The sequence below is a fragment of the Amycolatopsis sp. NPDC114503 genome (assembly GCF_055633655.1).
The window spans coordinates 198,918-221,686 of the sequence record NZ_JBVKDT010000009.1 but is presented as its reverse complement, the minus strand read 5'-3'; the positions used below and the strand labels follow the sequence as shown (position 1 = coordinate 221,686).

Annotated in this window: 19 protein-coding genes, 1 pseudogene and 1 riboswitch; of the genes and pseudogenes, 13 read left to right on the top strand and 7 right to left on the bottom strand. The window is 69.0% G+C overall.

Annotated elements, in window-relative coordinates; genetic code table 11:
- Nucleotides 1-8: 8 nt before the first annotated feature.
- The 3 genes and pseudogenes from ACZ7OI_RS34370 to ACZ7OI_RS34360 all read left to right on the top strand — a co-directional run.
- A pseudogene (locus ACZ7OI_RS34370) lies at nucleotides 9-596 on the top strand (ATP-binding cassette domain-containing protein); the annotation flags it as partial.
- Nucleotides 597-671: 75 nt separating this feature from the next.
- A complete protein-coding gene (locus ACZ7OI_RS34365) occupies nucleotides 672-1,646 on the top strand; it encodes an ABC-F family ATP-binding cassette domain-containing protein (RefSeq protein ID WP_370940503.1) in 975 nt (324 codons plus the stop codon).
- A gap of 179 nt (nucleotides 1,647-1,825) precedes the next feature.
- Entirely contained in the window at nucleotides 1,826-2,035 is a 210-nt protein-coding gene (locus ACZ7OI_RS34360) for a helix-turn-helix domain-containing protein (protein WP_003071237.1), read from the top strand.
- On the opposite strand, the gene ACZ7OI_RS34355 is transcribed toward ACZ7OI_RS34360, so the two are convergent.
- Complete coding sequence (locus ACZ7OI_RS34355; RefSeq protein WP_470268370.1) at nucleotides 2,022-3,332, bottom strand: glycosyltransferase 87 family protein; 1,311 nt, start codon at nucleotides 3,330-3,332, stop codon at nucleotides 2,022-2,024. The genes ACZ7OI_RS34360 and ACZ7OI_RS34355 overlap by 14 nt on opposite strands.
- A 257-nt stretch (nucleotides 3,333-3,589) precedes the next feature.
- Here ACZ7OI_RS34355 and ACZ7OI_RS34350 point away from each other — a divergent pair, with 257 nt between their 5' ends.
- Nucleotides 3,590-5,455, top strand: coding sequence for an ABC transporter ATP-binding protein (locus tag ACZ7OI_RS34350; RefSeq protein WP_470268253.1), 1,866 nt, complete (start codon nucleotides 3,590-3,592; stop codon nucleotides 5,453-5,455).
- 53 nt (nucleotides 5,456-5,508) lie between these two features.
- On the opposite strand, the gene ACZ7OI_RS34345 is transcribed toward ACZ7OI_RS34350, so the two are convergent.
- The gene (locus ACZ7OI_RS34345; protein ID WP_470268252.1) at nucleotides 5,509-6,237 is read right to left on the bottom strand and encodes a sugar isomerase domain-containing protein; all 729 of its coding nucleotides are present in this window, start codon (nucleotides 6,235-6,237) and stop codon (nucleotides 5,509-5,511) included.
- An 81-nt stretch (nucleotides 6,238-6,318) separates the two neighbouring features.
- Here ACZ7OI_RS34345 and ACZ7OI_RS34340 point away from each other — a divergent pair, with 81 nt between their 5' ends.
- The 6 genes from ACZ7OI_RS34340 (at nucleotide 6,319) to ACZ7OI_RS34315 (ending at nucleotide 11,861) form a co-directional block, all read left to right on the top strand.
- Nucleotides 6,319-7,044 carry an alpha/beta hydrolase gene (locus ACZ7OI_RS34340; RefSeq protein WP_470268369.1) on the top strand — a complete coding sequence of 242 codons (726 nt, stop codon included), beginning with the start codon at nucleotides 6,319-6,321 and terminating at the stop codon, nucleotides 7,042-7,044.
- Nucleotides 7,045-7,133: 89 nt separating this feature from the next.
- A complete protein-coding gene (locus tag ACZ7OI_RS34335; RefSeq protein ID WP_470268251.1) occupies nucleotides 7,134-8,387 on the top strand; it encodes a class I SAM-dependent methyltransferase in 1,254 nt (417 codons plus the stop codon).
- A 109-nt stretch (nucleotides 8,388-8,496) separates the two neighbouring features.
- Nucleotides 8,497-9,690: an LCP family protein gene (locus tag ACZ7OI_RS34330; RefSeq protein ID WP_470268250.1), complete on the top strand. Its 1,194-nt coding sequence runs from the start codon at nucleotides 8,497-8,499 to the stop codon at nucleotides 9,688-9,690.
- 76 nt (nucleotides 9,691-9,766) lie between these two features.
- Nucleotides 9,767-10,291 (top strand): GNAT family N-acetyltransferase, encoded by a 525-nt coding sequence (locus ACZ7OI_RS34325; protein WP_470268249.1) that lies wholly within the window; start codon nucleotides 9,767-9,769, stop codon nucleotides 10,289-10,291.
- Between the two features lie 344 nt (nucleotides 10,292-10,635).
- Nucleotides 10,636-10,884, top strand: a complete 249-nt coding sequence (locus tag ACZ7OI_RS34320; protein WP_470268248.1) for a hypothetical protein — start codon at nucleotides 10,636-10,638, stop codon at nucleotides 10,882-10,884.
- Nucleotides 10,885-11,114: 230 nt separating this feature from the next.
- Nucleotides 11,115-11,861: a hypothetical protein gene (locus tag ACZ7OI_RS34315; RefSeq protein ID WP_470268247.1), complete on the top strand. Its 747-nt coding sequence runs from the start codon at nucleotides 11,115-11,117 to the stop codon at nucleotides 11,859-11,861.
- Here ACZ7OI_RS34315 and ACZ7OI_RS34310 read toward each other — a convergent pair.
- Together ACZ7OI_RS34310 and ACZ7OI_RS34305 are read right to left on the bottom strand one after the other, a co-directional pair.
- Entirely contained in the window at nucleotides 11,806-12,264 is a 459-nt protein-coding gene (locus ACZ7OI_RS34310; protein ID WP_470268246.1) for a peroxiredoxin, read from the bottom strand. The genes ACZ7OI_RS34315 and ACZ7OI_RS34310 overlap by 56 nt on opposite strands.
- Nucleotides 12,265-12,289: 25 nt before the next feature.
- Complete coding sequence (locus ACZ7OI_RS34305) at nucleotides 12,290-12,892, bottom strand: TetR/AcrR family transcriptional regulator (RefSeq protein ID WP_470268245.1); 603 nt, start codon at nucleotides 12,890-12,892, stop codon at nucleotides 12,290-12,292.
- 141 nt (nucleotides 12,893-13,033) lie between these two features.
- Here ACZ7OI_RS34305 and ACZ7OI_RS34300 point away from each other — a divergent pair, with 141 nt between their 5' ends.
- The 3 genes from ACZ7OI_RS34300 to ACZ7OI_RS34290 are packed head-to-tail and all read left to right on the top strand — an operon-like array spanning nucleotide 13,034 to nucleotide 16,155.
- A complete protein-coding gene (locus ACZ7OI_RS34300; protein WP_470268244.1) occupies nucleotides 13,034-14,287 on the top strand; it encodes an MFS transporter in 1,254 nt (417 codons plus the stop codon).
- On the top strand, nucleotides 14,280-15,245 hold the full coding sequence (locus ACZ7OI_RS34295; protein WP_470268243.1) for a D-2-hydroxyacid dehydrogenase family protein: 966 nt from the start codon (nucleotides 14,280-14,282) through the stop codon (nucleotides 15,243-15,245). Before ACZ7OI_RS34300 ends, ACZ7OI_RS34295 begins: the two co-directional genes overlap by 8 nt.
- Nucleotides 15,246-15,279: 34 nt before the next feature.
- Nucleotides 15,280-16,155 carry an MBL fold metallo-hydrolase gene (locus tag ACZ7OI_RS34290; protein ID WP_470268242.1) on the top strand — a complete coding sequence of 292 codons (876 nt, stop codon included), beginning with the start codon at nucleotides 15,280-15,282 and terminating at the stop codon, nucleotides 16,153-16,155.
- Nucleotides 16,156-16,168: 13 nt separating this feature from the next.
- Here the strand turns inward: ACZ7OI_RS34290 and ACZ7OI_RS34285 are convergent, their stop codons facing one another.
- The 3 genes from ACZ7OI_RS34285 to metE all read right to left on the bottom strand — a co-directional run bounded on the left by ACZ7OI_RS34285 (nucleotide 16,169) and on the right by metE (nucleotide 22,221).
- The gene (locus tag ACZ7OI_RS34285) at nucleotides 16,169-18,022 is read right to left on the bottom strand and encodes a diguanylate cyclase domain-containing protein (protein WP_470268241.1); all 1,854 of its coding nucleotides are present in this window, start codon (nucleotides 18,020-18,022) and stop codon (nucleotides 16,169-16,171) included.
- 246 nt (nucleotides 18,023-18,268) lie between these two features.
- Nucleotides 18,269-19,672, bottom strand: coding sequence for a cytochrome P450 (locus ACZ7OI_RS34280; protein WP_470268368.1), 1,404 nt, complete (start codon nucleotides 19,670-19,672; stop codon nucleotides 18,269-18,271).
- 284 nt (nucleotides 19,673-19,956) lie between these two features.
- On the bottom strand, nucleotides 19,957-22,221 hold the full coding sequence (metE, locus tag ACZ7OI_RS34275) for a 5-methyltetrahydropteroyltriglutamate--homocysteine S-methyltransferase (protein ID WP_470268240.1): 2,265 nt from the start codon (nucleotides 22,219-22,221) through the stop codon (nucleotides 19,957-19,959).
- 100 nt (nucleotides 22,222-22,321) lie between these two features.
- Nucleotides 22,322-22,543: riboswitch (cobalamin riboswitch) on the bottom strand.
- Nucleotides 22,544-22,769 lie beyond the last annotated feature (226 nt).

Sequence of the window (22,769 nt, the reverse complement as noted above, 5' to 3'; positions counted from 1 at the left end):
CGTCTCCGGGAGTTCTCTTGATCACGGCCACCGGCCTTGAGCTGCGCGCCGGTTCGCGCATCCTGCTCAACGGCGCCACCCTCCGCATCCAGTCCGGCGACCGCATCGGCCTCGTCGGCCGCAACGGCGCGGGCAAGACCACCTCGCTCAAAGTCCTCGCGGGCGAGGGCGAACCGCACGCCGGCGACGTCCGGCGCAGCGGCGAACTCGGCTACCTGCCGCAGGACCCGCGCGAGGGCGACCTGTCGGTCACCGCGAAGGACCGCGTGCTGTCCGCGCGCGGCCTCGACACCCTGCTGCGCGACATGGAAAAAGCCCAGACCGCGATGTCCGAGCTGGTCGACGACAAGCAGCGGGACAAGGCGATCAACCGCTACGCGCGGCTCGAAGAGCGGTTCTCCTCGCTCGGCGGGTACGCCGCGGAGAGCGAAGCGGCGCGGATCTGCTCGAACCTCGGCCTCGCCGACCGCATCCTCGCCCAGACGCTGAGCACGCTGTCGGGCGGTCAGCGCCGTCGCGTCGAGCTGGCGCGGATCCTGTTCGCCGCCGCCGAGGCGGGCGCGGGCGGCAAGTCCGAGACGATCCTGCTGCTGGACGAGCCGACCAACCACCTCGACGCCGACTCGATCAACTGGCTGCGCGGCTTCCTCAAGCAGCACGACGGCGGCCTCGTGGTGATCAGCCACGACGTCGAACTGCTCGGCGACGTCGTGAACAAGGTGTGGTTCCTCGACGCCACGCGCGGCGAGATCGACATCTACAACATGAGCTGGCAGCGCTACCTCGACGCGCGCGCCACCGACGAGAAGCGCCGCCGCCGCGAGCGCGCGAACGCCGAGAAGAAGGCGTCCGCGCTGCAGGCCCAGGCCGCGAAGCTCGGGGCGAAGGCGACGAAGGCCGTCGCGGCCAAGAACATGGCCCGGCGCGCGGAGCAGATGCTCTCCTCGCTCGACGAGACGCGCCAGGCCGACAAGGTCGCCCGGATCAAGTTCCCGGAGCCCGCTTCGTGCGGGCGCACGCCGCTGACCGCGGACGGATTGTCCAAGTCGTACGGTTCGCTCGAGATCTTCACCGGCGTCGATCTGGCGATCGACCGCGGCTCGAAGGTCGTGGTGCTCGGATTGAACGGCGCCGGAAAGACGACATTGCTCCGGTTGCTCGGCGGAATGGAAACGCCGGACACCGGATCCGTCGAACCGGGTCACGGATTGCGTTTGGGCTATTACGCACAGGAACACGAAACTCTCGACCACGAAGCGTCGGTGTGGGAAAACATCCGCCATCTCGCGCCGGACACCGGCGCGCAGGAGCTGCGGAACCTGCTCGGGTCCTTCCTCTTCACCGGCGAGCAGCTCGACCAGCCCGCCGGGACGCTGTCCGGCGGCGAGAAGACCCGGCTCGCGCTCGCTGGACTCGTGTCCAGCCAAGCCAATGTGCTGCTGCTGGACGAACCGACGAACAACCTGGACCCGGCCAGCCGCGCGCAGGTTCTCGACGCGCTGCGCAGCTTCGCCGGCGCCGTCGTGCTGGTGACGCACGACCCGGGCGCGGTCGAAGCGCTCGAACCCGAGCGCGTGATCCTGCTTCCGGACGGAACCGAGGACCACTGGTCCGCGGATTATCTTGAACTTGTCCAGCTTGCCTGACCGAGTGCGTCCGTTCGGGTGCTTACCGTGTCGGGCAAAGCACTGGAATGGCCCAATGTGATCGCGGTTTCGATCGTTTTACGGCTGTCGTCTGGCAATCCGGCGCGTAGTGTTCGATCATTGCCCCGGCAGGGGCCGTGAATGGCCCGGAACAACCACTCGGCGGGAAGGCGATCGACGTGGCTGATCTCAAGAAAGGCGCGCGGATCACCGGCAACACGCGCGACAAGCTGGCCGCTGACCTGAAGAAGAAATACGAGAAGGGCTCGAGCATCCGGGCTCTGGCCGAATCCACCGGACGGTCCTACGGGTTCGTCCACCGGGTGCTGTCGGAGTCCGGGGTCCAGTTGCGGGGGCGCGGCGGGGCCACGCGGGTCAAGAAGAAGTAGCGTCAGCGCGGCCGTTGCGCGGGGGGCGCGCGGTCGGTCCGGAGGCCCGGAAGGCCAGCGCGGCGCCGAGGAGTACCAGCGGGTACACGAGGTAGCCGTACCGGGTGGCCGGAGTGAGAAGGATCAACGCGCCGAGTCCGACGGCGGTTCGCGTCAGTGCAGCGGATCCCGTCGCGGGGGGCCGGCGTGCCAGCCAGATCAGCATCGCCACTGCCGCAAGACCCACCAGCACCAGGGAAATCGCGGTGCCGACCGGTCCGGTCTGTGCGATCAGATGCCCGGGCAGCGGGCTCGCCGCGGGGGAGCGGACCGCGCCCATGCCGAGCGGGAAGCGGATCACGTGCTCGGTGAACGCCGCCGGGTTCGCCAGATACACCGGCAGATGCAGCGCGATCGTCGTCGCGGCCAATGCGCCCGCGAAGCGACCTGTTGCGGCCCAAGGATTTTCGCCGCGCGCCCGCCGGTAAACGAATACCGCGAGCACCGCCGCGGCAGGCGCGACGATGAGTTTCGCGCTGATCACCAGCGCCAGCACGAAACCAGTCCACCCTGGACGGTCGGACGCGGCGAGCGCGAAGGCCAGCACGAGCAGGCCGACGATCGCGAGGTCCGGACCGGCTACCGCCCAGGTCAGCGCGGTGAGAGGGCAGGCGATCGCGAGCTGTGCGGCGAAAACCGGGATCCGGGGCCGGTTCAGCAGCCGCCAGGACGCGTACGCGCAGAGCACCGCGGCGAGCGCGAACATCCAGCGCGCGTCGGTCAGTGCATTGAGGACCGGATTGCCGCCCAGCAACGCGCGCGGCAGCCCGAAGACGGTCATCACCGGGCCGTACGGGGTGTAGTCGTTCACCACCGGAGCGCGGTTGAGCGAGGCGAGGTCGACGTACGGGGTTCCGTGCCGCAGCAACAGATCCGCGCTGCGTTCGATCACCCACACCTCGGGCTGCGCGGCCCAGGAGAACGGGGTGATCAGCCAGTCCGTTCCGGTCAGCCGCCGGATCACGAGCATCAGCAACGGTGCGCACATCGCGAGCACGACAACCGCGCCGATTCCGATCCAGCGCGAACCGAATTTGCCGTTAGTTTGCATTCCGCGGCGCGCGGAAATCGTCAGCCAGGCGCTGTGCGCGGCGGCCAATCCGTATCCGGCGACGGCGAAATTGCCCCAGATCCGGTAGCCGTAGAACTCCGAAGCGAGCGCGGTGCCGAGCGCGAAGGCGAAGCAGCCGAGATAAAAGACGAGATCCCAGGCGACGACGCGCACGGGATGAGCCGTTCCGGCGCGCGCAGGGGCCATCAGCAGTTGCACCCGCGTTTCCTCCCCGGTTCGCCGACCCCGAAACGCCAGGCTACCGAGCCGGGCCCCGCCTGCCCGCACCGCCCGTGCCCCGCCTGTGCACGAGGTCCGTGACGGGAACCCCGAGGGAATCCGAGTCCCTCGCAGTTCCCTTCATGGCCATCGGGAAGAATGCCGGGCGTCCCGGTGTTGTGCAGGTCATCTCCGGAAAAAAGTTCAACTAATCTAGAGGTTTTCACGAGCTGGGGGACACTCCAATGGACAACACGTGGGCGCTGCTCAGCTCCGCGATGCGGGCGGGCGACGCGCCGAAAGCGCTGACCAGGGGCACGGTCCGCCGGGTCGCGCGGTTCGCCCGGCCGCACTGGAAGCGGCTGCTGGCTTTCCTGGTGCTCACCGTGATCTCGGCGGTGCTCGCCGTGACGACGCCGGTGCTCGCGGGCAAGGTGGTCGACGCGATCGTCGGCAAGCACGAGCTGAACGTGGTGATCTGGCTGTCGGTGGTGATCGCGGTGCTGGCGATCGTCGACGCCGGGCTCGGCCTCGCCGAACGCTGGCAGTCCGCGCGGATCGGCGAGGGCATCATCCTCGACCTGCGCGTGGCGGTGTTCGAGCACGTGCAGAAGCTGCCGATCGCGTTCTTCACCCGCACTCGCACCGGTGCGCTGGTCAGCAGGCTCAACAACGACGTGATCGGCGCGCAGCGCACGTTCACCGCGACTTTGTCCGGTTTGGTCACCAACGTGATCCAGCTGGTGCTGTCGCTGATCGTGATGGTGTCGCTCTCGTGGCAGGTCACGCTCGTCGCGCTGGTGCTGTTGCCGATTTTCGTACTGCCCGCCCGGCGGCTCGGCCGCCGCATGGCCGGACTGCAGCGCGAGGCCGCGCAGCTCAACGCCGGGATGACCACGCAGATGACCGAACGGTTCTCCGCGCCGGGCGCCACGTTGGTGAAGCTCTTCGGCCGGCCGCGGCAGGAGGTCGCCGACTTCGGCCTCCGCGCCGGACGGGTGCGCGACATCGGCGTCCGCACCGCCATGCTGACGCGCTGGTTCATGACGAGCCTGACGCTCGTGTCCGCGCTCGCGCAGGCGCTCGTCTACGGCCTCGGCGGCTACCTGGCGCTCACCGGGAAGCTCGAACCGGGAACCGTGGTGGCGCTGGCGCTGCTGCTGACCCGGCTGTACACACCGCTGACCGCGCTCGCGAACGTGCGCGTGGACGTGATGACCGCGCTGGTGTCGTTCGAGCGCGTCTTCGAGGTGCTGGACCTGGAGCCGATGATCAAGGAGCCGGCCGAGCCGAAGAAGCTTCCCGAAGGCGGGGTTTCGGTCGAGTTCTCCGACGTCCGGTTCGGCTACCCGGCGGCGGACAAGTTCTCGCTCGCCTCGCTGGAGGACGTGGCCACTTTGGACAGCCGGGGCGGCGAAGAGGTGCTGCACGGCGTCAGCTTCCGCGCCGAGGCCGGGCAGATGGTCGCGCTGGTCGGTTCGTCCGGCGCGGGCAAGTCGACGATCGCTTCGCTGCTGCCGCGGCTGTACGACGTGGACGCCGGTTCGGTGCGGCTGTCCGATGTGGACGTGAAGGACCTGAGTTTCGCTTCGCTACGCGAGACGGTCGGTGTGGTGACCCAGGACGGGCACCTGTTCCACGACACGATCCGGGCCAACCTGAGCTACGCGCGCCCCGACGTCGCGGACGACGAGATCTGGGCCGCGCTGGAGAAGGCGCGGCTGGGCGATCTGGTGCACTCGCTGCCGGACGGACTGGACACGACCGTGGGCGAACGCGGTTACCGGCTCTCCGGCGGCGAACGGCAGCGGCTCACCATCGCGCGGCTGCTGATCGCGCAGCCGAAGGTCGTGGTGCTGGACGAGGCGACCGCGCACCTGGATTCGGAATCCGAGGCCGCGGTGGGCGAAGCGCTCACCGGCGCGCTGGAAGGCAGGACGTCGCTGGTGATCGCGCACCGGCTGTCGACCGTGCGGGCGGCGGACCTGATTCTGGTGGTGGAAAACGGGGACGTCGTGGAACGCGGCACGCACGAGGAGCTGCTCGCGCGGGAAGGCCGGTACGCGGAGCTGTACCACACGCAGTTCTCGGAAGAACCGGCTGCGGCGTAAGGGCTTGTGAGTGTTGGCGCCGGTTCTAACCGGCGCCAACACTCACAACGTCCTCAGCGCAGAGCGGGAACTCGCGGTTCGTACTTGGCCAGCAGCGCCGCGTTCGCCTCGTCGCCGCCCTCCACATTGGAGCTGCGCCACAACGGAACGTCGAGCCCCTCGGCGATGCCCCGGTCGTAAACCTCGGCCAGGATCAGGTTCCACAGAAACGCGTTGACCACAGTGGACAGCGGCCCGGTGCGCGGCGCGGACGCCGGATAGCCGGCGTCGCCGGGAATCACCAGCGAATCCAGCACCACGCTGCCTTCCTCGACCAGCGTCGTGGCGGACCGGCGCGGTGCGGCGGCGACGCAGGCCCGCGACGTCACGGCGATCACCGCGGCGCCCCGGCGGCGTGCGCCGGCGGCCAGTTCGACCGGGTACGGATTCACGCCGGACGTGGAAAACACGACCAGCACGTCGTCCGGTCCGGGCGCGCGTTCTGCCAGCACCTCTTCGGCGAGCCCGGAACGGCGCTCGGTGCGCGTGCTGTGCTGCGCGCCGTGCAGCGGCAGCAGTTCCGGGTGGTACACCGGATACACGCAGGCGAGCCCGCCCGCGCGGTAGAACGTCTCGGCGACCGCCGCGAGCGAGTGCCCGGCGCCGGCGGTGAAGACCAGCGCGTCGGCCCGGATCACCCCCAGCAGCAGGTCCGCGGCGGCGGACACTTGCGCGGCGTTGGCCTCCGCTGCCGCCGCAAGCTGGTCCGAAGTGCTCTTCACGAGATCCGTGGCGCTCACCACACCTGCCCTTCCTCGCGGGTCCGGGCACCGAATCTATCGGGTGGACACGCTTCGTGGTGGATTACCGTGGGGTTGATCGGAATGGGGGTGCCGGTGAACGGGAAACGGCAAGGCGGCCAGGCGGATCCGGCCGTGCGGGTGTGGCGGGCCCCCGGGCAGACCCGCGCGGTGGCGCTCGTCCTGCACGGCGGGGCCGAACGCAGCACAGTGGCCGTCCAGCCGTGGCGGCTGGCGTATCAGCGCATGGTGCCGCTGGCCCGTTCGCTGCACCGGGCCGGAAAGCGGCACGGCCTGGAAGTCCGGCTCATGCGGAACCGGCTGTACGGCTGGAACGGGCGGCTGGAAAGCCCGGTTCCGGACGCTCGCTGGGCCCTGGAACGGATCCGCGCCGACCATCCCGGGCTCCCGGTGGTCCTCGTCGGCCATTCGATGGGCGGCCGCGTCGCGCTGCGCGTCGCCGACGATCCGGCGGTGACCGGGGTGTGCGCGATGGCCCCGTGGACGCCGCAGGGCGAGCCGGTGGACGCCGTCGCGGGCCGGGCGGTGCTGATCGCGCACGGCACCCGCGACCGGATGACGTCACCCGCCGAGTCCTATGCCTTCGCCGCGCGCGCCCGCGAGGTCACCGACCTGGTGGCGCGGTTCGAGATCGCCGGGGAAGGCCATTCGATGATCCGCCGTCCCGCGGTCTGGACCCGGCTGATGTGTGCTTTCACACTGGACCGGATCGGAGTGGGCGAGACGGACGAGACTCTTCGTCAGGCCTGGTCCCGCCCCTCCGGCGACCGGCTGCGCATCCCGGGGTAACCGGAATTCGCGGCCCGCTCGCGAGGGCGACGGGGACGAAGCGGGAATATCATGGGGAAGGGCTCGAAAGCCCGTTCGGAGGGAGTGTCTTGTCCACGTCACGAGTCGATCCGACAGTGGTCTCGCAGCCGGTGCCCGACGAATCCCGATGGCCCGGCCTCGCCACGCCGCCGCGTTCGCCGCTGCGGGCGCGCGCGGCCGAGGCGCTGTTCCGGCACGCGGTGAAATCGCTGGCCGTGCGCGTCACGTTCCCGGACGGCACGGTGCTCGGCGCGGGCGGCCCGGACGCGCCGGAGATGCGCATCCACCGGCCCTCGGCGTTCTTCCACCGGCTCGGAGCCGACGCGAAGATCGGCTTCGGCGAGGCGTACCTGGTCGGCGACTGGACCGCGGACGACCTGGCCGGCGTCCTCACACCGTTCGCCGAACGGCTCGCCACGCTCGTTCCGCCGTTCCTGCAGCGATTCCGCCGGATCGCCGAGCGCGTCCAGCCGTCCGAGGAAGAGAACACCGTCGAGGGCGCGCGGTCGAACATCCACCGGCACTACGACCTGTCGAACGATCTGTTCAGCGCATTCCTGGACGAGTCGATGATGTATTCCTCGGCGCTGTTCGGCCCCGGGGACACGCTCACCCAGGCGCAGTACCGCAAGCTCGACAGCGTGCTCGACTACGCCGGCGTGCGCAAAGGCAGCGAGGTGCTGGAGATCGGCACCGGATGGGGCGAACTGTCCATCCGCGCGGCCTCGCGCGGCGCGAAGGTCACGTCGCTGACCATCTCGCAGGAGCAGAAGGTGCTCGCCGACGCCCGGATCGCCGAGGCGGGCTTTTCCGACCGCGTAGACGTGCGGCTGTGCGACTACCGCGAGGCCACCGGAGAGTACGACTCGGTGGTCAGCGTGGAGATGATCGAGGCGGTCGGCGCGTCCTACTGGCCGACGTTCTTCTCCACGATCGGCAAGCGCTTGCGCCCCGGCGGGCAGTTCGGCCTGCAGGCGATCACCATGGACCACGACCGGATGCTGGCCTCGGCCAAGTCCTACACGTGGATCCACAAGTACGTCTTCCCCGGCGGCATCATCCCGTCGGTGCAGGCGATCGAGGACGGGATGCGCGAGAACACCCGGCTGAAGCTGGCCGGGATGCGCGAGTTCGGCCAGGACTACGCCCGCACGCTCAAGCTGTGGCGGGACCGCTTCCACCAGCGCTGGGACGACATCCGCGGCTTCGGGTTCGACGACGTGTTCCGGCGGATGTGGGAGTTCTATCTCGCCTACTCCGAGGCCGGGTTCTCGTCGGGGCATCTGAAGGTCCACCAGTTCGGGTTCGCCGACCCGCGCTGAGGCCGACGCTCCCCGCCGGGACAACCCGCGTAGGGTCCCGCACGTCCAACGCAGGAGGGCCGCGCAGGACACTGCGCGGCCACACCCACCGGATCGGGGAGACAGGCCCATGACGTACGGAGGCGACGACGGCAGGCGGCGGATGCCGCCCAGGCCACCGCAGCCCCCCGCACGCCCGCGCCAGCAGCAGCGGGCGCAGATGATGCCGCTGCCGGGGAGAGGGCAGAGCCCGTACGACGCCCGCACCCGGCCGATGGGCGCGCGCGGCGAGGCCCCGGCCCCGCCGCCCGTGCCGCCGAGGCAGGACCCGCCGGAGCACGGGGGCCGGCAGCCGCGGCCGCGCCGTCGCCGCCGGTGGAGCGTCGGCAAGATCCTGATGACGCTGCTGATCGTGTTCGTGCTGTTCATCGGCGCGATCTGGGCGTATCTGGAGTTCAACATCAACCGGGTGGACGCGATCGGCGACTACTCCGGGCGCCCGGCCGCGGCGTCGGGCACCAACTGGCTGATCGTCGGGTCGGACAGCAGGCAGGGCCTGTCCGCGGAGGACGAGGAGCGGCTGGCCACCGGCGACACCGGCGAGGCGGGCGGGCAGCGCACCGACACCATCATGATCGCGCACCTCCCGGACAATTCGACCAAACCGACGCTGCTGAGCCTGCCGCGCGACTCGCAGGTGAAGATCCCCGGCCACGGCACGAGCAAGATCAACGCCGCGTTCGCCCTCGGCGGGCCGAAACTGCTGGTCCAGACGGTCGAACAGGCCACCGGGCTGCGCATGGACCACTACGCGGAGATCGGCTTCGGCGGCTTCGCGAACATCGTCGACGCGATCGGCGGGGTCGACATGTGCATCGACAAGGACATGAACGACCCGATGACCGGCATCGACATCAAGGCGGGCTGCCAGAAGCTCGACGGACGTTCGGCGCTCGGCTTCGTCCGGATGCGGCACGCCGACGCGACGCCGCGCTCGGACCTCGACCGGGTGGCGAACCAGCGCAAGTTCATCGGCGCCCTGGTGAGCCAGGTCGCGAGCCCCGGGACGCTGCTGAACCCGTTCGACTTCTTCCCGCTGCTGGGTTCCGCGCCGGACGCGCTGACCATGGACACCGGCGACCACGTGCACAACCTGGCCGGCCTGGCGATCGCGATGCGCGGCATTTCCTCCGACGGCGTCACGACCACGACGATGCCGATCACCGACGCGTCGGCGCAGCACTGGGACAAGAAGAAGTCCGGGCAGCTGTTCGACGCGCTGAAGAACGACACCGAGGTGCCGTCCGACATCGTGATGAACTGATCGCTCGCCGGAGACGGCGGCAGGCTTCGCTGAAATTCGCGAGCCTGCCGCCGTTTCTGCTGTCAAGATGACTCGCATGGACACTCTCACCGACGGTGTGGTCACCCTCGTTCGCTGGCGCTCGGACCATCGGGACGCGCAGGTGGAGGCCGTGGTGGGATCCCTGGACCACCTGGCCGCGTGGATGCCCTGGGCGATCGACGGCTACGACGAGGCGAAGGGCGATGAGTTCCTGACGCGCGTGGCCTCGCAGTGGGAGAGCGGCGAGGAGTACAACTACGCGATTTACACGCCGGATGACGAACTGGCGGGCAGTTGCGGGTTGATGCGGCGTGACGATGGGTGGGAGATCGGGTACTGGCTCGCGAAAACCCATACTGGCAAGGGGTTTGTGACTCGGGCTAGCGCTTTGCTGGTGTCTTTGGCTTGGCGGTTGGATGCTGCGTATGTGTTGATCAAGCACGATTCGGAGAATGTGCGCAGCGGCGCGGTTCCGGAGCGGTTGGGGTTTTCGCGGGTGGGGGAGGAGAAAGCCGAGGGGCGGCTGCCGTCGGCTTGCAGCGGGGTGAATGTGGTGTGGCGGCTTGAGCGGACCGCGTGATTTCTCCGGTTGAGATAGCGGTCCGCTGAGCCGGGTGCGAGCTGAGTAGTTCGCGGCCCGGCTGACCGGAAACCGCGTTCGGCCGGCTCGACGGAGACAATCGCGGGTTCTCGTTCGATCCCGGCGCGTCGTCGCGAATGGTCGTCGCCTGGGACACCGACACGGGAAGGGTGAGCTTCACCGTCAGCCGCAGTTCGAAGAAAGGCGGGTGGATCTCCAACGTCGGTGGGGGAGCCCACCATAACCCCGACAAGATCTAGCCCGCGCATCCGATCGTCCCGGGCGGCGACAACGATCTGCAGATCGTCCGGCAGACCTCGGACGGCTACCTGGCGGCCAACTACGTGGGGCTCAACGGGCTGCTTCCGCTGTTCCACGTTCGCGGGCACGTCGAGGTGAAGATCGACAGCCAGGTGGGCACGAGAACCAACATCGGCGGTGACGATTACCCGGACTTCGAAATCATCCAGTACTGGCAGCACGAGGCCCCGCGAGGACTCGGTTCCGACAGCATGGGGCCGCTTCAAGGGGTCGGCACGGCACCGGGGATGTCCCACCGCAACGTTTCCTGGACTAACGGGCAACTGCAGTAAAGGCTTTCTCGAGCGGACGGCGTGGCGCGTGACCGGAACAGCCGATCGCGCGCCACGCGAACCTCGGTTAGGGTGAAATCGTGGGCAAAAGCCGTCGACGGGTGTCGGTGTGGTGGTATTTGCTGCCGTTCGGCTTGATCGCGCTGACGGTTTTGTGCGGGCCGTTCGTGCGTGTGCACGGAACCGGGATTGCCGAGCGTCCGGCGAATCCGGCGGCCGGGCCGGGATCCGTGCTCGCCCTGGAGATGAGTCCCGGGGTCACTTATCGAGTGTTTCAAGAGAATCAAGTCCGCCATATCGGCAGGACATGCTGGCTCTCGGTGGGGAAAGAGCTGCGGCCGGAGCTTGAAGGTACTGGGGAGCCCTTCGGCGGGTTTCGCAATCCGCCTCAGCGGGTCGCCTACGATAGTCGTGAGTTCGATTATCTCCTGTCCGTTTTCAGCGCGCGTCCGGTGACCGCGACAATTTCTTGCGAGGGCGGGCCGTTGCTGGCTGAGGCGGCCTCGGTGTCCGGCGACGCGGTCAAAGGCGTCGTGATCATGGCGGGGGTGAGCCTGCTGGCCTTGGCTCTGGTGATCGCCGCTCGGCTGTGTACTCGCCGGTTTCCGCCGGCGCTTGCACAAGACCGGGGCCGGGTTTCTGCCTCTCGCCGCGGATGGGCGATCGCCGGAGCTGTACTGGCGGTCCTGGCTAGCGCGGTGATGGCGACTTCGCCGAATGTCGCAGACGGCACCGCTGGGGTCTACTGGTTCTTCACCCTCGCCGCCGCCGTGCCGGTGTTCACGACCGGGTCTCGGCAGTTCCGCGTCGCCTGTCTCGCGGCAGGCACGGCGCTCGTCGCCTTCTCGGTGATCGGGTTCTTCTGGTTCTTCGTCTACCTGCTCCCGACCGGAATCATTCTCCTGGCGACGGGCGCGTCGGTCACGCCTCCGCTCGCTCCCGAAGCACCTTCAATGCCCGATCCGCATGCGCCGTGAAGTTCAGTTCGCTCTTGATCACGTCCAGCACCCGCCGATCCTCCGCGATCACGAACGTCTGCCGTTTCGTGTGCAGGGGCAGGATCTTGCGCCATACGCCGAACTGTTTCGCCACCGCACCGTCCACATCGGACAGCAGCGGGTAGTCGAAACCGTGCTTGGCGGAGAACTCGCGTTGTTTGCCGACCGCGTCCGGGCTGATGCCGACGCGTTGCGCGCCCGCTTCGGCGAATTCCGCGGCCAGGTCCCGGAAGTGGCAGCTTTCGGCGGTGCAGCCGGACGTCATCGCGGCCGGGTAGAAGAACAGCACGACCGGGCCGTCGGCGAGGAGGTCCGACAGGGTGCGTTCGACGCCCTGGTCGTCGGGGAGGGTGAAGTCGGGGGCGAGGTCGCCGGGCTGCATCGCGGAAGGGGTCCTTTCAAAGGGGTCAGCGAGTGAGGGAGTCCCACAGGCTCATCAAGTGGTCCAGCGCGCCGTCGATCGTCTTTGCCGGTACGCCGTCGCGGGCCTCGGTGGAGATGCCCGCGACGAACATGTGGAACAGTGTTTCCAGGGCCGCCGCGTCGGTGTCCGGCGGGAGTTCGCCGTCGGCGACGGCCTGGTCGATGCGGGCCAGGAGGTTCCGGCGCTGGATGTCCCGGTACCCGGCGAGAAGTTCGCGGACACGGGCGTTGGCCGGGCCGGTGAGCGTCCCGGTCATGATCAGGAGGCAGCCGAGCGGGTGCGCGGAATCGGTCTGCATGGCGACCGAGGCGCGCAGGAAGCGTTCGATCGCCTCCCGGGGCGTGAGGTCTTCGTCGGCGAGGTGGCCTGCCACCGTTCCGTAGCCGGACATGTAGCGCTCGACGACGCGCGCGAACAGGTCCTCTTTGGACGAGAAAGCCGCGTAGAAGCTCGCGGACGACACCCCGAGCGCCTCGCGCAGCTGCGCCAGCGAGGTCGCCTCGTACCCGTGCTCCCAGAAGACCATCAAGGCGGATTCCAGCGCCTGGTCGAGGTCGAACGCGCGCGGACGGCCGGTGCGCACCATTCGAATCCCTCCCTTGCCGCCTGGTCGCTCAACGGCTCAATGGTAGGTCTTCCGGTCCGGACGCCGGGGTCGGATGTGCTCCCGGACACTTTCGGATCGATCGGTCCAGATATATGCCGATTCGCGGGTAACATTTCTGGCATGGTCGATCCAGAATTAGTGGCGGGCCGGGCGAGGCTCGGCAGGCCGACGGTGTGGTTGCTGGCGGTGGTGTGCGGTTCGGCGGTGGCGAACATCTACTACGCACAGCCGCTGCTGCCGGTGCTTGCCCGAGCCTTGGGCGTTTCCGAAGCGGCGGGCGGGCTGGTGGTCACCGCTTCGCAGATCGGTTACGCGCTCTCGCTGGCGTTGCTGGTGCCGCTCGGGGACGTGCTGGAGCGGCGCGGTCTGGTCAGCTTGCTGCTCGGCCTGACCGCCGTCGCCCTGCTCGGCGCGGCCGCGTCCCCGTCGCTCGGGCCGTTGCTGGCCGCGATCGCCGTCGTCGGAGTGACCTCCGCGGTCGCCCAGATCGTGGTGCCTATGGCGGCGTCGCTTGCCGCGGCTCACGAGCGCGGTTCCGTGGTGGGCACGGTCATGAGCGGGCTGCTCATCGGGATCATGATCGCGCGCGTCGTCGCCGGGTTGCTCGCTCAGGCAGGCGGCTGGCAGCTGGTGTTCGTAGTCGCCGCCGTGCTGATGGCGGTGCTCGCCGTCGTTCTCCGTTTCGCGCTGCGCCGGGTTCCGGCACCGGAGCGGACGCCGTATCCGCAGTTGCTGCGGTCGGTCCTGCACCTGGTGCGCACCGAATCGCTGCTGCGCCGGCGCATGGGACTCGCCGCCGTGGGCATGGCCGCGTTCACCATCCTCTGGACGGCGTCCTCCTTCCTGCTGGCCAATCCGCCGTACGACTACCGTCCGGCCGCTATCGGACTGTTCGGCCTTGCCGGGATCGCGGGGGCCGGCGCCGCTGTCGTGGCGGGACGGCTGGCGGACCAGGGTCGCGGGCGGCAGGTCGGCACGGCCGGGGTGATCCTGCTCTTGCTCAGCTGGGGAGTCCTCGCGGCCGCCGGCGCCGGCGGAGCCGTCGGCGTGACCGCGCTGATCGTCGGGATCATGGCGGTCAACCTCGCCCAGCAGTCGCTGCTGATCAGCCACCAAAGCGCGATCTACCAGCGGGCTCCGCACGCTCGGAGCCGGGTCACCACGGCGCTGATGGTCGCTTCGTTCCTCGGCAGCGCCGCCGCTTCGGCACTCACCGCAGCGCTCTACCCGCTCGTCGGATGGCTTGGCGTATGCGGGCTCGGCGCCGTGGTCACCCTGGCCGGCATCGGGATCTGGATCCGTGAACTTCGCCGCCCGAGCCCTTCCGATCCGTTGCCGGCCGCGAACCAGGTGAAGGAGCACAACCATGCCTGACATCCGCAGAATCGCTGTCCTCGACGACTATCAGCGAGCAGCGCACCGGCACGCCGACTGGAGTGCGTTGCCCGACGGCGCCGAACTGACCGTGTTCACCGAGCATCTTGGCGGCCCGGCTGACGTGGTCGCCGCGCTGGAACCGTTCGATGTCGTCGTGGCCATGCGCGAACGCACGGCGTTCCCGGCTCCGGTTCTGGCCGGGCTGCCGAACTTGCGCCTGCTGGTGACCACCGGTCCCGCCAACGCGGCCATCGACGTCGCCGCGGCCCAGCAACGGAACATCGTCGTCTCGGGCACTCGCGGCGGCGGTCTGACTTCGACAGTCGAACTCACCTGGGGCTTGATCCACGCCCTCGCCCGGTGCATTCCCGCTGAGGATCGGGGCGTGCGCGACGGTGCGTGGCAACGAACCATCGGACGAGACCTGCACGGCGCCCGCCTCGGCGTCATCGGGCTCGGCGGAGTCGGCGCGCCGGTGGCCAGGGTCGGGCTCGCCTTCGGCATGGACGTCGTGGGCTGGAGCCCGCACCTCGATCCCGGGCACGCTTCCTCGCTCGGAGTCACTCCGGTCAGCAAGGAAGAACTGCTGGCCACTTCCGACGTCGTGACGATCCATCTCAAGCTCTCGCCGAGCACCACCGGCCTCGTCGGCCGCGACGAGCTGGCGCTCTTGCGTCCGGACGCGCTGCTGATCAACACGTCTCGCGGGCCGATCGTCGATGAGGACGCCCTGCTCGACGCCTTGCGTGCCGGAACGATCGGCGGCGCCGGGCTGGACGTGTACTCCACCGAGCCGATTCCGGCCGATTCGGCCTGGCGCGACGTCCCGCGCACCGTGCTCACTCCGCATCTGGGCTACGTCACGGCGGGCACCTACGACGTCTTCTACCGCGATGCGCTGGAAGCCGTCCTCGCTTTCGCCGCCGGTGCCCCGATCCGGCAACTCGAACCGTGAAAACCCGTCACACCAAGAAAGGCATGACCCCGTCGTGACCAGCGCGCAGCACAACCCCGGCCATCCAGCGGCCCGGATGCCCGGACTCTGGACCCGCACCATCGGCGAACTCACCCTGAGCTACGTCCCCGACGCCGCCGTGGCCATGATCCCGACCCGCGTCTACCCGCTTTCCACCGGAGACGATTGGCAGCGGCGCCGCACGCACACGACGCCGGGAGGCCACCTGGCCATGGGCTGCGGCGCACTGCTCGTGGAGCGAGGCCGGACCCGCCTGCTCATCGACGCGGGCCACGGACGCATTTCCGGCGAGGAAACCGAGCACTTCCAGGACTCGTTCCACCACGTGCGGAGCCTGCCCGAGGCGCTGGCCGAACTCGGCGTCGACCCCGCCGGGCTCGAAACGGTCGCCTTCACCCACCTCCACGACGACCACAGCGGATGGGCCCGGCCCGACGCGGTCGAGGGCGGGCGAAGCCTGTTCCCGCGGGCTCGATGGGTGCTGGGCGAAGGCGAACTGGCGGGTATCGCCGCCGGGACCGGCCCGGTGCTCGCCGGTCAGGACGAACGCGCCGTCAGCGTGCCCGACGGGGAGGAGATCGCCGAAGGCGTATGGGCTTGGTCCCTTCCGGGACACACCGCCGGGCACACGGCCTGGATCCTCGACACCGGCGACGGCAGGGAGATCGTGGCCTTCGGCGACGCGATGCACTCGCCCGTCCAGGTCGAGCATCCGGACTGGGAAGTGGTCCTCGACGCCGACCGGGCGGCCGCCGAACGGTCGCGCCGCCAGCTCGTGGAGTACCTGGCCAAGGACGGCGTCTTCGGCTTCGGAGTGCATTTCGCCGACCAGCAGCTGGGCACCGTCGACAGCTCGGGCCGCTGGAGCCCCTGGCCAGAGGACGCGTAGACCGGGCGAGAAGTCAGCTGGCGTGCCGGGCGATCATTTCGTCGACCTCGTCGCCCGTCGCGGACTCCGCCACGAACGAACCCCTCGCCGCCAGCACGCCCAGCTCCCTCAGGCGTTCGGCGTGCTGGTCGTCGCGCACGCCCTCCGCGCCGATGCGCAGCCCCAGTTCCTTCGCGCGCGTGACCAGTTGCGACAGGTGCCGCACGTCGGTCTCGGCCGGGTCGGGCCCGGCCAGTGCGTCGACGACCGGGCCGCTCAGGATGACGTGCTTGACCGGGAGCTGGTAGCGCGGGATGAGTTCCAGATCGGACGATCCGGAGATGGTGAGCACGAGCTGCGCGCCGAGGTCGGCGAGCACGGTGAACGAGTCCAGCACGTCCCCTTTGTCGTCGAACATCGAGGAGCGGTCGGTGCACAGCCGCAGCGCCCGGGCGGGCAGGCGGTGCCGGTCGAGCTGGTTCTTGACCAGCAGTACCAGATCCTGGTCGATGGCCAGCCGTTGCGGCAGCCGGATGCACACGTCCGGCGCGGCGGGGCCGTACTGCTCGCGCCAGCGCGCGGTCGCGCCGAGCGATTCCTGCAGCAGCCATTTGCCGAGCGGCACGGTCATGCCGGTGGTCTGCGCGAGCGGGTAGAACTCCTCGGGCCCGAGTTCGCCGCGTTCGGGGTGGCTCCAGAGCAGGCCTGCGTTCACCGCGGCGATTTCGTCCGGCTTCGCGAGTTTGACCGTCGGCTGGTAGATCAGCGAGAACTCGCCGTTCTCCAGCGCACCGGCGATCACCGCGCCGAGCTGGTAGCGGTTGCGGTTCTCGTCGTCGCGCTGCGGGTCGTACTCCATCCACTGCGCCTTGCCCGCTTCTTTGGCCCGGTGCAGCGCCAGTTCGGCCGCGCGCAGCAGCTCGCCGTGACTGCTTTCGCTCGCCGGGCGCACGACGACGCCGATGCTCGCGCTGACGCCGATGCCGTGCCCGTCGACGTACACCGGCTCGCTGAGTTCCTCCAGCACCTCGTCGGCCAGAACGACCGTCTTCTGCGCGTTCAGCTCCGGCCCGCGCAGGATCACGGCGAATCCGTCGCCGGACAGCCGGGCGACATAACCGTCGTACTTGGCGGTGAACACCGCCTCCAGCTTCCGCGAGATCGCTTTCAGCACCTGATCGCCCATGCCGGTGCCGAGTCCGTCGTTGATCACCTTGAACCCGTCGACGTCCAGGTAGAGCAAGGCGATCTCGTCCGAACCGCTCGAGCCGAGCACGGTTTCCAGCCGGGCGTTGAAAGCGGCGCTGTTGGGCAGGCCGGTGAGCGGGTCGTGGAGGTTCTGGTGCCGCAGCCGCTCGCCGAGCAGGTGCAGGTCGTCGTCATCGGCCGCCATGAACACCGGGAAGTACGTTCCGGGCCGGTCGCCGGGCAGCGTCGCGATCGTGACGTTCGTAGTGAACTCGCCGTTGCGGCTGTGGCCGAGCTGCACGCTCTGGGCGGTCCGGCGGGCATCCGCAGTGAGCGGCAGCCCGTCGAGCGCGCCGCGCAGCCGCTCGGCGTCCTGCGGGCCGGCGGCGAGATCGGCGATGTGCTTGTCCCGCAACTCGATCGTGGACGTGCCCAGCAGCCGGGCCAGCGCGGCGTTCGCCTCGACGACGGTCCCGTCCGGGCCGGTGAGCGCGATGCCGATCGGCGCGGCGGAGAAGAGCGCGGTGAACCGGCGCGTGGCGCCCGCGTCCTCGGGACGCTCGGCGACCTCGCCGGCGAAGTCGAGCAGGATCCGCTCCACCTCGGCGGGAGGGAGCGTTACTCCGTTGGTGTCGGTCAGTGCCGCCGCGTACTTGCGCGCGACGTCGACCAACCCTGGCGTGGCACCAGGCTCCGGCACTCTCCACCTCTTCATACGCGGACAAAGGCCAGCTCAGGCCCGGTGCGGAGGATCCGAGGACCCACACTGGGTACGAGTCGGCCATAAGTGATGCCACGGCATCACGGACCAAACAGGGTGTCTACCGGCTGAACGAGTGATGGGCACTACACAACTGGTGACATCAAGTCACCTTGAGTACACGAAGGTGGCCTGTACTGCGGTTTTGTCTCCAGCTGTCGACCTTTCTGTCCCGCTCGGCGGCCGTCAACGATAGGCCAGCCGGGCCGGGAGTCCGTCGGCGGGCACCGGAAGCGAGACGTAGTCCCACTTGGCGACGTAGTCCTCGGGCACCGACCAGCGGTGCGCCCGCAGCAGTTCGTGCATGAGCGCCTTGACTTCCAGGCCGCCGAACTGCAGTCCGATGCACTTGTGCGCGCCGCCGCCGAACGGCATCCACGCGAACCGGTGCGATTTGTCCTCGCGGCGGTCCGGGCCGAACCGCTCGGGGTCGAAGCGCAGCGGATCGGTCCAATGCTCGGGGGAGTAGTGGTTCAGCGTCGGCGAAACCCCGACCAGCGTGCCTTCCGGCAGGTAGTGGCCGAGGACGGAAGTGTCCTTTGTGGTCTTTCGGGCCAGCGACGGCACCGGCGCGCGCAGCCGCAGCGCCTCCTTCATGACGAGGTCCAGAGTTTCGAGGCTTTCCAGCGCTTCCAGGTCCGGCAGGTCGTCGCCGAGGCGCAGCGACTCCTCGCGGGCGCGCTCCTGCCATTCCGGGTGTTTCGCGAGGTAGTAGGCCATCGCGCTGGCGGTGATGGTGGTCGTGTCGTGCGCGGCCATCATCAGGAAGATCATGTGGTTGACGATGTCGGCGTCGCTGAACCGGTCGCCGTCCTCGGAGGCCGCGTGGCAGAGCGCGGAGAACAGGTCGTCGCCGTCCGCGTCGCGCTTCGCCGCCAGGTTCTCGCCGAAATAGCGCTCCAGTGTCCGCCTGCCGCGCAAACCCGCGGCCCACCGACCGCCAGGCACCGGATACCGCACCACGGCCGTACCGGCGCGCACAGCGGCCACGAACGCGCGGTTGATGCGCTCGGCGTCGGCGGCGGAGCGCATGCCCATGAAAACCTGCGTCGCGACGTCCAGCGTCAGCTGTTTGAACGCCCAGTACAGCTGGGGCCGGCCGGACGGCAGCGCGGCGACGCCTTCGCGCAACGCCGGGCCCATCTGCGCGACGTAGCCGCGGAGCCGGTCGCGCGTGAAGGCCTCCTGCATGATGCGGCGGTGCAGGTGGTGCTCGCCGAAATCGAGCAGCATGAGCCCGCGTTCGAAGAACCGCTCGATGAAGAACTTCCAGCCCTCCTGGGAAAACGCCTTGTCCTTGTTCACGAGCGCGGCCTGCGTGGCCTCCGGCCCGGACAGCGACACGATCCGCTGGCCGAACACGCCCATCCACGACACCGGGCCGTACTGCTCGAAGCGGCGCAGGTTGAAGTCGAGGCCGAACCGCATCCCGTCGAGCGTGTGGCCGATCAGCGGCGGCCCGTCGTCGCCGAGTACCGGTTTCAGGCCGCTGCCCGCGGGCGGCGGCGCGAGTTCGCGGACCGGCCAGCGTGCGCCGAGCCAGCGTTCGTCCACCTTGCGCGGCAACGGGATCGCGGTCAGCGGCGGCATCCGGCCGCGCAGGTTTTCCGACAGTCTCGTGACGCCGTCGCTCCCGGCGTGAGCGACCTTGCCGAGTGCGCCAGGGCCGACCCGGGCAGCCCGGCCGAGCGCGCCGCCAGCCGTCGGGATTCCCGTTTTTCCGGTCACGTCCGCCATGGCGACCACCTCCCGGCCAGGGTATCGGTCGCGTCCACGGTCCCCTGTTATTGACGCAATGACAATACCTCGCGGGCCTGCCGTTCGGGTGATCCTCGGGCGGTGCCGGGCGACGGTTCCGCCCGGCACCGCCGGTGTCAGCGAGGTTCGGCGCGCAGTTCCCGGGCCGCGCCGACCAGATGCCGCAGCGCCGGTTCGACCTCGGCGTAACCGCGGGTCTTGAGGCCGCAGTCCGGGTTGATCCACAGCCGCTCCGCCGGAACCGCACCGAGCGCCGTGCGCACGAGCCCGGCTACCTCGTCCCGGTCCGGCACGCGCGGCGAGTGGATGTCGTAGACCCCGGGCCCGACGCCGCGGCCGAAGCCCGCTTCGTTCAGGTCGGCGAGCACCTCCATTTTCGAGCGGGCGGCCTCGATGCTGGTGACGTCGGCGTCGAGGGCGTCGATCGCGGGCAGTACGTCGCCGAACTCGGAGTAGCACATGTGCGTGTGGATCTGCGTGGTTTCCGCGACGCCCGAGGTGGCCAGCCGGAACGCGGGCACGGCCCAGTCGAAGTACGCTTCGCGGTCTGCCGCGTGGAGCGGAAGCAGTTCGCGCAACGCGGGTTCGTCCACCTGCACGATCCGGATCCCGGCCGCCTCCAGGTCGGCGACCTCGTCGCGGACGGCCAGCGCGACCTGGCGCGCGGTGTCGGCCAGCGGCTGGTCGTCGCGGACGAACGACCAGGCCAGGATCGTGACGGGGCCGGTCAGCATGCCCTTCACCGGCCGGTCGGTGCGGCTTTGCGCGTACCGGGCCCATTCGACGGTCATCGGCTTCGGCCGGGACACGTCGCCGAACAGGATCGGCGGCCGGACGCAACGGGATCCGTACGACTGGACCCAGCCGGACGCGGTCGCCGCGAATCCGGTCAGTTGTTCGGCGAAGTACTGGACCATGTCGTTGCGCTCGGGCTCGCCGTGCACCAGGACGTCTAGGCCGAGGTTTTCCTGAAGCCGCACGACGCGATCGATCTCGGCGCGCATCGCGGTGCGGTAGCCGGTGTCGTCGAGTTTGCCCGCGCGGTGTGCGGCTCGGGCTCGGCGGACCTCGCCGGTTTGGGGGAAGGAGCCGATCGCGGTGGTGGGCAGCGGGGGGAGGTTGAGGGATTTCTGTTGTGCTGCAGCGCGTTCTGGATAGGGGGTACGGACGTTATCCGCTGGCCGGAGCGCTGCGACGCGTGCCCGGACGTCGGCGTCGTTCAATTCCTTGGCGTCAGCCCGGTCGGCGACCGCGGCTCGTGCCGGGCCTAGGTCGACGGTCTCGCCGCTGAGCGCTCGGCCGAGCAGGACGACCTCGTCTACTTTCTGTCGTGCGAAGGCGAGCCAGTTCTTCAGTCGTGGGTTGAGATCTGTCTCCGCTTCCACGTCGTAAGGCACGTGGAGCAGTGAGCACGACGTCGATACGCTTACCTGTGCTGCGGTGTCCCTCAGCCGTGCCGCGCGGGCGAGCGCGACGTCGGGGTCGGTGCGCCAGATGTTTCGGCCGTCGACGACTCCGGCTAGTACTTCCTTGTCCCGTAAGGCTCCTTCTGCGGCTACTTTGTCCACAAAGGATGCTTCGGTGACCAGGTCGACGGCTACTGCTTCGACGGGGGAGCGGGCCAGTACGCCCAGTGCTCGGCCGAGTCCGCCGAAGTATCCGGCCACCAGCAGCTTCGGGCGGTGCTTTTCCTTTGCCAGCCAGTGATAGGCGCGGGTGAGGGCGTTGAACTCCGGGGTCGTTCGGTCGGCGGCGAAGGCTGGTTCGTCCAGCTGGACCCATTCGACGCCCTCGTCGGCCAGCTTGCCCAGCAGTTCGGTGTATGCGGGCAGAAGTTCGTCTAGCAGTTCCAGCGGAGTGAAGCCGGGTTCGGTTGCCTTGGCCAGCAATAGGAAGGTGACTGGGCCGACGAGGACCGGGCGCGGTGTGATGCCGAGTGCGCGTGCTTCGCGGACCTCGTCGATCGGTGTGGTGCCGGTGAGTGCGAATCGGGAGTCCGGGCCTAGTTCTGGGACTAGGTAGTGGTAGTTGGTGTCGAACCATTTCGTCATTTCCAGCGCTGGGGCGTCTGGGACTCCGCGTGCGGCGGCGAAGTAGGTGTCCAGGGGGGACAGGCCCAGCTTCGTGAAGCGTTCCGGCAGGGCGCCGAAGAGGGTGGTGGTGTCGAGGACCTGGTCGTAGAGCGAGAAGGTGCTGGACGGGATTGAGTCGAGGCCTTGGTTGCGGAGGGTTGTCCAGGTTTGCTCGCGCAGTCGTCGGCCGGTGGCCAGTAGGTCGTTCTCGGTGCTCTTGCCTGCCCAGTAGGACTCCAGTGCCCGCTTGAGTTCTCGGGCTGGGCCGATTCGCGGGTAACCGAGAATGGTGGTGCCGAGGGTGTTCACAGCATGCATCCTCACGTGCTCGCCGGAAGAGTCCGGGCACGCGGAAACGCGGTGCTTCGGTCGGTGCCTTGTCCCGCGAGGCCCGGACTCACGCACGCCGTCGGCGTGCGTGCCATTGGCAGGTATTCGGACTCGTGGGCGTATTGCTCGTGTCTACTGGCTGTCGCTTCCCGGGCGGGGGTGCCCAGTGCTTTACCGCGTTCGCGGTGACAGCGTTCGTTCCCACATACCGCTGCGGGGCAGTCCCGGAGTCTCACCGGGTTCCCTGTTGCCTCGTCAGGGCGCGGGGGCGTCCTGACGAACCAGTGGCGTGGGGGAGTTTAGCTGGTTTGGTACAAGGTGGGTGGGTGTCTTGGAGTGTGGGAGAGAGGGCGGCTCGTCGCCTGGCGGCGACGTTGCGCCTGAGGCGTTGCGTGGGGCACCCCGAAGCTTGATTGTGCTGACGGTCTGAGGGTGGTTGTCAAGGCGGGAAAGATGCCTTGACAACCACCCTCAGACCGCAGGGAGGCTTCGTATCGGGGTGCGGGGGAGGGGGTGGGTGCCTCGAT